We start from the raw sequence: 7,745 nt of genomic DNA, 5'->3' as shown, positions 1-7,745 counted from the left end.
CAAGACAGCTTCATCTTTAAATGCCTGGGGATAACTCTTATGTGATTTCTTCAGACTCATATAGACCTCTTAATTTATTGACCATACTGTCTCAAAATTAAGTGTCCGATGGGATTAGACCAGAACAGTAACGGATGCTGCTTGATGAAATTAAGCTCTGGCGCCGACCAAGGAGTCGATTTTTTAAGAATTTGGGGTGGAATTTTTAATTTACCCACATCGTGGAATAGGGCACTGAGACCCACAGTTTCAATCTCACTTCTATCCCATTCCAGTTCTTTAGCAATCAGCATAGAAAGAATCGCAACATTCAAGGAGTGGTAGTAAATGCTTTCATCCTGCTTAGCATCACTCATCAAATGCAGCACTAAGTTATCTGAGTTGAGCAACTGTTCGACTATGGTGTGGACCAAATCTTTGGCGTCATCGACCGCATTTAAGGGGCGATTACGTAGCTTAGAGATGAGGCTGCGCATCATGGCGACCGAACGGGTAAAGTTTTGCTCGGTTTTATGAATATCGCGGCGTAATTTTTTTTGCACTTCGATTTGTTCGGCCTTGTACTGATCCATGTCGTTCTTAAGCACATTGATCTCAGCACTTGGCGGTAATTTGATTGGGTTGACTGCGTCAGCATCTATGGGAGTGACATCACTGCGTTCTAAATCGACAATGACATGCTCGATGCCCAGATTTTTAATCAACTCGATTTGTGCAGCTTGTTTAATATGAAAGCTACTGAATAAAAAGGGATGATCTTTCCAAGCCACAGGCAAACGCACAAAGTTGCCGACTTGAAGTTGATGGACTGAGACTTTACAGCTTTTTTTCATATTCTTGTTATCGTGAAGCCTAATGTGAGTTATTTTATCTCAATGATGCTGCTTTACAATTACTTAACTAACATGTCAGCATAGTAAGCCTAGAAAGTAGTCAATCCATTGAGGAAGTATGGACTTTATTGAAGTATACCCTAATGCGTTGCCGAATGACTTGTGTGACCGTCTCATTCTGGCATTTGAGCAACACGCTGGCGTTGTTGATGGACAAACGGGCAATGGCGTTGATTTGGAGAAGAAGATCAGCCGCGATTTGACCTTAGATAGTTTCGTCGACCTGCAGCCCATCAGAAACGAACTCTTAGGTTATACCTTAAAGGGCGCGGTAGATTATTTCACAAAGTACTCAATGGCGCTAATGGGCGCGGTCGCAGTGTCTGTGGGTGATGAAGAAGGCCAACCTGTGACGCTAACTCCGACTAATTTTGCGACGCTGGGTGCGCCTAGGGCCGATGGCTTAGTCAAGTATTTGTATCGCAGTGGCAGTATTAATATTCAAAAGTATCAGCAAAATAAAGGCGGTTATCCCCATTGGCATTCGGAGCAATTCCCGCAGAATGGCCACAATGAAGCCTTACATCGCGTCGTACTTTATATGTTTTATTTAAATGATGTGGAAGAGGGCGGTGAAACCGAATTTTATTATCAGCAACGTAAAATTTCGCCGAAAAAAGGCACTATGGTGATAGCGCCTGCGGGATTTACTCATTCACATAGGGGAAATAAACCTGTGAGTGGTGACAAATATATTGCCACCTCTTGGATCATGTTTAATCGCGCCGAGCAGTTATATGCGGTGATTGCCTGATAAAGTCCAGCATCCAGATGCTTGTCAATATCCTTGTATTGAGCTATCCCTGCTGTTAAACAGGGATACGGATCCTGAAGAGTGCACCTTCTAAGTGGCTTTCTTCAATCTTTAAACTGCCACCGTAGCTGTGAACAATTTCATCACACACAGCTAACCCAATACCTTGTCCTGGTGACTGAGTATCTGCCCGAACGCCGCGTTGGATAATCTTTTGTCTTAGGTTTTCTTCAACACCCGGGCCATCATCCTCAACGATAAGTTCAAATTCACCATGCGAATTAATTTGAGCTGAGACATGCACTTGACTGATACACAAGCGGAAAGCGTTTTCCATTAGGTTGCCACACAGTTCCATCAAGTCGCCCTTGTTGCCAGGGAACATTAAGGCGGGAGGAATGTTTGCTGAGAACTGCACTTGCTTGTCGCGATAAATTTTAAACAACATTTGCGCTAATTGGTCGACTAAGGGCGCAATCACCGTTTGTTCTTGCTTCAGGCCTTGGCGGCCTAACATAGCGCGTTTTAATTGATATTTGACCAGCTGATCCATCTGGCTGACTTGTTCCATGATTTTTTCGCTCGCCGATTGTTTACTCAAGCTGGCGTCATCTGTGATGGCATGCACAGCGGCTAAGCGGGTCTTTAGGCTGTGTGCTAAGTCATTCATGGCATTTTGATAGCGTTGTTGCTGGGCACTCGATTGTTGCAGCATTTGGTTGAGTGCTTGAGTTACGCCTTCGAGTTCAACAGGATAACCTTCAGAAAGCGACTTACTCTTACCTTGGTTAATCGATTGCAGTTCATTTTGCATCCGAACTAAGGGGCGCATACCCCAATAGGCGGCGCTAACTAATAGAATTAACGCTAAGGCCAATACCATGGCTAAACGAATATAAGTGCGTTTACTGAATTTACTGTATTCCTGCTCGAGTTTGGCGGCATCTTTGAGGACGAGCAGGTTGTAATGTACGCTGGCAATTTCCACTGCGAGCAAATAGACGAAGTAACCTCTGTCATCGGCCATAGTAAGATAATAGGGCGGTGAGTCGTTGCGAATTTCGTTAAAACGCTCGCAAGTATCAAATAAGCCACGGTCTACCGCGAGGGATGAAGTCCAAACCTGTTTGAATTTTTCATCACAACTCGCAATCACATAGCGTTCTTGCTTATTATTTTCCTCTAGCCACGCACTGGTATCAGGGATGAGATCGTGCTCCCGTAATTCGGCGGCGACTTGGGGGATTTCGGCAATGAGTTGTGCGGTTTCTTCGTTATAACTATTCTGCGCATGCAGGATATTGACCATCCATGCGAGTCCAAAACCCACTAAGGCAATAATCGATAGTGAGGTGAGAAACATCCGCGTCAGCAGACGTTTCTTAAATTTTAATCTTAATTGCATGGCAGGTTAAATTTATATCCTTGGCCGCGAATGGTGACGATAGGATTGTCAATGCCATCGCGGGTCAGTTTTTTACGCAGGCGGCTGACCATGACTTCAATCGTATTCGGATCGCCTTCTTTATCGCCATATATCACATCGAGCAAACGTTGTTTGGCAACTACCTCGTGGCAATGACGCATTAAATATTCGAGGATTAAGTATTCAAAGGCCGTGACTTCCATGATTTCATCACTCAAGGTGACTTGTTTGGCGGCGAGATCGAGCTTCAATTCCCCACTGCAAATTACCGGCTTAACAAAGCCTGCACTGCGGCGCACTAAGGCATCTAACCTAGCGACGAGTTCTTCTTTTTGAAAGGGCTTAACTAAATAGTCATCGGCTCCGGCATTTAGGCCTTCGACCTTATCCTGCCAATTGACACGTGCGGTGAGGATTAATATCGGCGCTTTAAGATCGGCTTCTCTGAGTTGTTCAATTAAGCTAATGCCATCTTGATCGGGTAATCCTAAATCGACAATTGCGACATCGATCGGGTAATTTGTGGCCTGATAGAAACCTTCTTTGGCTGTGAGCGCCACTTGAACTTGATTGCCGAGATCGCTTAATTGCACTTTTAAGTGGTGGGATAAAATAGGATCGTCTTCAACAACCAAAATTCTCATAATATACATGCCTTAATGTGGATGATCTAAGCCTTAGCAAAGCAGTCTACGCAAAATCACACTGATAACCAAATAGAGTCTTAGCATATCTTAGTCGAACTTAACCTTTGCTGACCGAGCGGAACTTGTGGTCAAAATAAGAACTTATTTATTGTTGAATAAGAAAGTATTACCGCAAAAAGTATTAGCGTATCGGTGAATTCCCCCAAGGAGACTTTTGTCTTCTGATCCGCAAAATGCCGTTACCACAGATAATTGCACCTAAGGTAAATAGCATCACCGCCATCATAATAAAAGATAATCTCAACCAAGGCGCTTCTTGCGCTAAACGCATTTGTATCGCTTCAATCGTGGTGACACCCCAGACGGTAAAGACACTCACAAATAATAGAACTTGTAATAAACGCAGTAAATAAACCGAATTAAAGCATAAAGCTAAGGGGACTATTGCAAAGGGGATAGCAAAGTTGATTTGTTCATAACGTACGAAGTGGGCACACAATAGCCAGCACGCTATCAGGATCCAAAGACTTCTCCACCACATTTGTTCAACTCCAATTAACGTTTCAAAATAGTAAACATAATGTATCTAAAAACAAACTTCCGTACTATTGGCATGTTCACATTTTGCTAATTTTAGAAAAATGAATTGGCATCATTAATGTAAACAAACAGCGCAGGTTTAAGTGTGAACAAAAAATATAAATAAAAACGCCCAACACAGAGGCTGGGCGTGATGGGTATTTAACTAAGTCTAGTTAGATTTATCTGAATGATGAACTTGCTCATCAAAACTTCTAGCAGCCTTACCCGCTTGTGTGTTGTTAAACACTTGCTCGTTAAATTCACCTTCAGATTTCGCAATAATCACTGTTGCGACACAGTCACCCGTCACGTTAACTGCGGTACGTACCATGTCGAGTAGGCGATCAACACCGATTATCAATGCAATACCTTCAACCGGTAAGCCAACTTGATTCAAAACCATGGCCAGCATGATAAGTCCTACACCCGGAACGCCAGCTGTACCAATTGATGCCAATGTTGCTGTCACAACAACAGCGGCATAATCGGTGAGCGAGAGTTCAATGCCAAAAACCTGGGCGATAAATACAGTGGCCACACCTTGCATAATTGCAGTGCCATCCATGTTAATGGTCGCACCTAAGGGGAGCGTGAAGGCAGCAATCTTATTATCGACCCCTAATCTATGCTCAGAGGCTTCTATGGTAATAGGTAAAGTGGCATTTGAACTTGCTGTTGAGAAGGCAAACAATTGTACATCGCGCATTTTACGAATAAATATGAATGGATTGAGGCCTGAGAAGAGTTTTAGAAGTGTCGGATAAACAATAAACGCATGGACCAGTAATACACCGAGAACTACGAAGAAATATTTAACTACGCTACCAAAGGTCTCTAAACCGAGCGTTAATGCTAGTTTTGCCATCAGCGCAAACACACCATAAGGTGCCAATTGCATAATCAGTGTCACGACGCGCATGATGACTTCATTTAAATCTTCAAACAAAGCCGCAACGCGTTTACCTCGCTCACCAATATGGGCAATCGCAAAGCCAAAAATCACCGCAAAAATAATGATTTGCAGCATATTGCCTTCACTCAATGCTTGCATCGGATTGGTGGGGACTATATTGATAATCACGCTTGAAAGACTGGGCGCTTCTTTGGCGATGTACTCCATTTTCTCTGTAGCCAGTGAAGCGTTCCCAGGATGTATAAGGACTGCACTGACAATCGCAACCACGAGAGCAATAGCGGTGGTGAATAAATAGAAAGCGAGGGTTTTGCCCCCTAAACGGCCCAATTTTGAAGGCTCACTCAGTGAGCAAGTTCCACAGACTAATGAAATAAAGACTAAAGGAACCACTAACATTTTTAAGCTGGAGATGAAAATAGTGCCGATAACATGTAAAAAACCTTCGGTAATATAGTCTTTTACGATATCGCTTTCTGGAAAGGCATTGCGGAGTAAGAGACCTAAGACAATACCTGTTCCCATACCGATCAGAATTTTACTTGTAAGGCCGAGTTTATTTTTTATCGAAATTGCCATAGGGGGTCCTGTGTGTTTTTTATACATTCTATTTTTTGGCGCTCACAAGACTAGCAAGAAAACGGCGAAGATGAAATGACAAATAGCGTTAAAGTATTTGTGTTATTTGTGAAATAAAATAAGGTTGTAGCGAGTAAAATTGGTGAAAATTGTGTAATGTTAGCCTATAAGTAATAAGCGTCTAGCTTAAGTATCATCAGATTAACAGGGAGCCTGACAATGAAGTCAGCGTATAAGGTTTTTCTCGCAGGATTGTGTTCACTTTTTTTAATTGCATGTGGTGGTGGAGGCAGCATCTCCGATGATGGAGGGACAACACCTCCAGTTGACAAGTATGTCATTAAACTAGAGTTAGTTAATGCTGATGGGCAGGCCATAACCAATATTTCTAATGCAACGCCAGGTAAGCTTAATGCGACTTTGACTAAAAATGCCAATCCACTTGCTGGCGCTCGAATTGTATTTAATTTAGAAGGCCAAGGTGTTTTAACTCCTAACAGTGGTGTTACAGGTCCTGAAGGTAAAGTGTCTATTGATGTTTTGCCCGGAGATAAATTAGGCTCTGGCAGTATTACAGCAACTTATGCACTTGGTAACGCAGAATCAGCGCCGCTTGGGTTTAATACCTTAGGCGATGAAGTGGTTGTTAAACCAATTGATGCCTACAGTATTGAACTTGCAATTACCGATTCACAGGGGCAAGAGCTTAGAAATATTAGTCATAGCATTCCTGGAACAGTTATCGCGACTCTGCTAAAGAATGGTGTACCTACAAGCTATCAAACTATTTCTTTTACTCTCGCTGGACAGGGATCACTTAATCCTTCATCAGGAACTGCATTGACTGATCTTAATGGAAAAGCATCTGTAACATTAGTCACGGGGACTGACGCTGGCGTGGCGACTGTTATTGCGAGTTTTTCGCTCGAGGGGGAAACAATAACAACCCCTGATTTTAATGTTGCGGTCGCTGGAGATGCACCTGGTGGAAATGGCGAGGCTAATTCTTTATCAATTCAATTGACTAATAGCCAGACGGGTTTGCCAACCACGAATGTCAGTGCAGCACAACCGAGCAAGGTCACGGTTATTTTAGTTGATAAAGATACCACTCCATTAGTTGGTAAAGTGGTGAGTTTTAGTAGTTCCTTAGGAAACTTCCTTCCAACGAAAGGTACAGCGTTAACAGATTCAATTGGTCGGGCTTCGATTATGTTAACCGCTGGAAGTATTGAAGGTGCAGGCGAAATCACTGCTGCTTACGGAACTGCTAAAGCAATTATTGGATTTGTTACAGCAGGGGATGAAATAGACCCTGTAGAGGCTAGTCCAGAAATTACATTTGATATATATAATTGTAATGGTGTTGTAGCTTGGGATAAAACACTAAAAAACTTTGAAGTTTGTAAGATAACCGACAATATTACAAACGATAAACCCGGTATTATTGGTGTTAAAGTTACGCGTTCTGGTAGTACGCAAGCCCTGCAGCAAGTTCTTGTTACTGCCGCAACAACCTTAGGAGCAATAAGTCCTAATTCGGGGACCGCCATCACGAATGCTGACGGTAAAGCAATTCTTGACTTGTACGCAAATGGTAACGTTGGGGCTGGCGAAGTCTCTTTAAAAGTTAAAGATGCTACCTCAACTAAAGCGTTTGAAATTGGTAGAGTAAACATTTCTCTAAAACTAGAAACCTCTCTTGGTACAAATTTACTACCTGCTGGTGGTTCTACCATTTTGGATGTCACAGTTTTAAATCCAGACGGTTCATTAGCAACTGGTCAACCTTTTACTCTTGTATTTGCTTCTGAATGCCAAGCACTGAAGGATCCCCTCATAAATCAGCCATAGCATAGCCATATTTGAGCAACTGATTGGCGAATAATACCCAGGCCGCCAGCAATTCTTTCTCCGTGATTTGATAATCAGGCCGCCTGAGTACCTCCAA

General features: G+C 42.8%; 6 protein-coding genes and 1 pseudogene. 2 read left to right on the top strand and 5 right to left on the bottom strand.

What is annotated here, in order from left to right; translation table 11 throughout:
• Nucleotides 1-125 precede the first annotated feature (125 nt).
• Nucleotides 126-833, bottom strand: a pseudogene (locus K5Q99_RS20815) (DUF3391 domain-containing protein); the annotation flags it as partial.
• A gap of 118 nt (nt 834-951) precedes the next feature.
• Between K5Q99_RS20815 and K5Q99_RS20810 the strand changes: the two are divergent.
• On the top strand, nt 952-1,647 hold the full coding sequence (locus K5Q99_RS20810; RefSeq protein ID WP_220590436.1) for a 2OG-Fe(II) oxygenase: 696 nt from the start codon (nt 952-954) through the stop codon (nt 1,645-1,647).
• A 55-nt stretch (nt 1,648-1,702) separates the two neighbouring features.
• Here the strand turns inward: K5Q99_RS20810 and K5Q99_RS20805 are convergent, their stop codons facing one another.
• The 4 genes from K5Q99_RS20805 to K5Q99_RS20790 all read right to left on the bottom strand — a co-directional run bounded on the left by K5Q99_RS20805 (nt 1,703) and on the right by K5Q99_RS20790 (nt 5,794).
• Nucleotides 1,703-3,052, bottom strand: a complete 1,350-nt coding sequence (locus tag K5Q99_RS20805; protein WP_106650746.1) for an ATP-binding protein — start codon at nt 3,050-3,052, stop codon at nt 1,703-1,705.
• Nucleotides 3,043-3,717: a response regulator gene (locus tag K5Q99_RS20800; protein ID WP_106650745.1), complete on the bottom strand. Its 675-nt coding sequence runs from the start codon at nt 3,715-3,717 to the stop codon at nt 3,043-3,045. The genes K5Q99_RS20805 and K5Q99_RS20800 overlap by 10 nt, the downstream gene beginning before the upstream one ends.
• Nucleotides 3,718-3,901: 184 nt before the next feature.
• The gene (locus tag K5Q99_RS20795) at nt 3,902-4,261 is read right to left on the bottom strand and encodes a hypothetical protein (protein WP_220778009.1); all 360 of its coding nucleotides are present in this window, start codon (nt 4,259-4,261) and stop codon (nt 3,902-3,904) included.
• Between the two features lie 210 nt (nt 4,262-4,471).
• Nucleotides 4,472-5,794: a dicarboxylate/amino acid:cation symporter gene (locus K5Q99_RS20790; RefSeq protein ID WP_220778008.1), complete on the bottom strand. Its 1,323-nt coding sequence runs from the start codon at nt 5,792-5,794 to the stop codon at nt 4,472-4,474.
• A 219-nt stretch (nt 5,795-6,013) separates the two neighbouring features.
• Between K5Q99_RS20790 and K5Q99_RS20785 the strand changes: the two genes are divergently transcribed.
• On the top strand, nt 6,014-7,648 hold the full coding sequence (locus K5Q99_RS20785) for an Ig-like domain-containing protein (RefSeq protein WP_246604554.1): 1,635 nt from the start codon (nt 6,014-6,016) through the stop codon (nt 7,646-7,648).
• Nucleotides 7,649-7,745 lie beyond the last annotated feature (97 nt).

The sequence above is a fragment of the Shewanella hafniensis genome, assembly GCF_019655335.1.
GTDB classification, from domain to species: Bacteria; Pseudomonadota; Gammaproteobacteria; order Enterobacterales; family Shewanellaceae; genus Shewanella; species Shewanella hafniensis.
The sequence above is the reverse complement of the archived record's forward strand: the minus strand, read 5'-3'. Positions and strand labels throughout refer to the sequence as shown.

Bases quoted from the DNA above. Each gene is read 5' to 3' on its own strand.
- K5Q99_RS20810 (WP_220590436.1), top strand. From the start codon at position 952: ATGGACTTTATTGAAGTATACCCTAATGCGTTGCCGAATGACTTGTGT.
- K5Q99_RS20790 (WP_220778008.1), bottom strand. From the start codon at position 5,794: ATGGCAATTTCGATAAAAAATAAACTCGGCCTTACAAGTAAAATTCTG.
- K5Q99_RS20785 (WP_246604554.1), top strand. From the start codon at position 6,014: ATGAAGTCAGCGTATAAGGTTTTTCTCGCAGGATTGTGTTCACTTTTT.
- K5Q99_RS20805 (WP_106650746.1), bottom strand. From the start codon at position 3,052: ATGCAATTAAGATTAAAATTTAAGAAACGTCTGCTGACGCGGATGTTT.
- K5Q99_RS20800 (WP_106650745.1), bottom strand. From the start codon at position 3,717: ATGAGAATTTTGGTTGTTGAAGACGATCCTATTTTATCCCACCACTTA.
- K5Q99_RS20795 (WP_220778009.1), bottom strand. From the start codon at position 4,261: ATGTGGTGGAGAAGTCTTTGGATCCTGATAGCGTGCTGGCTATTGTGT.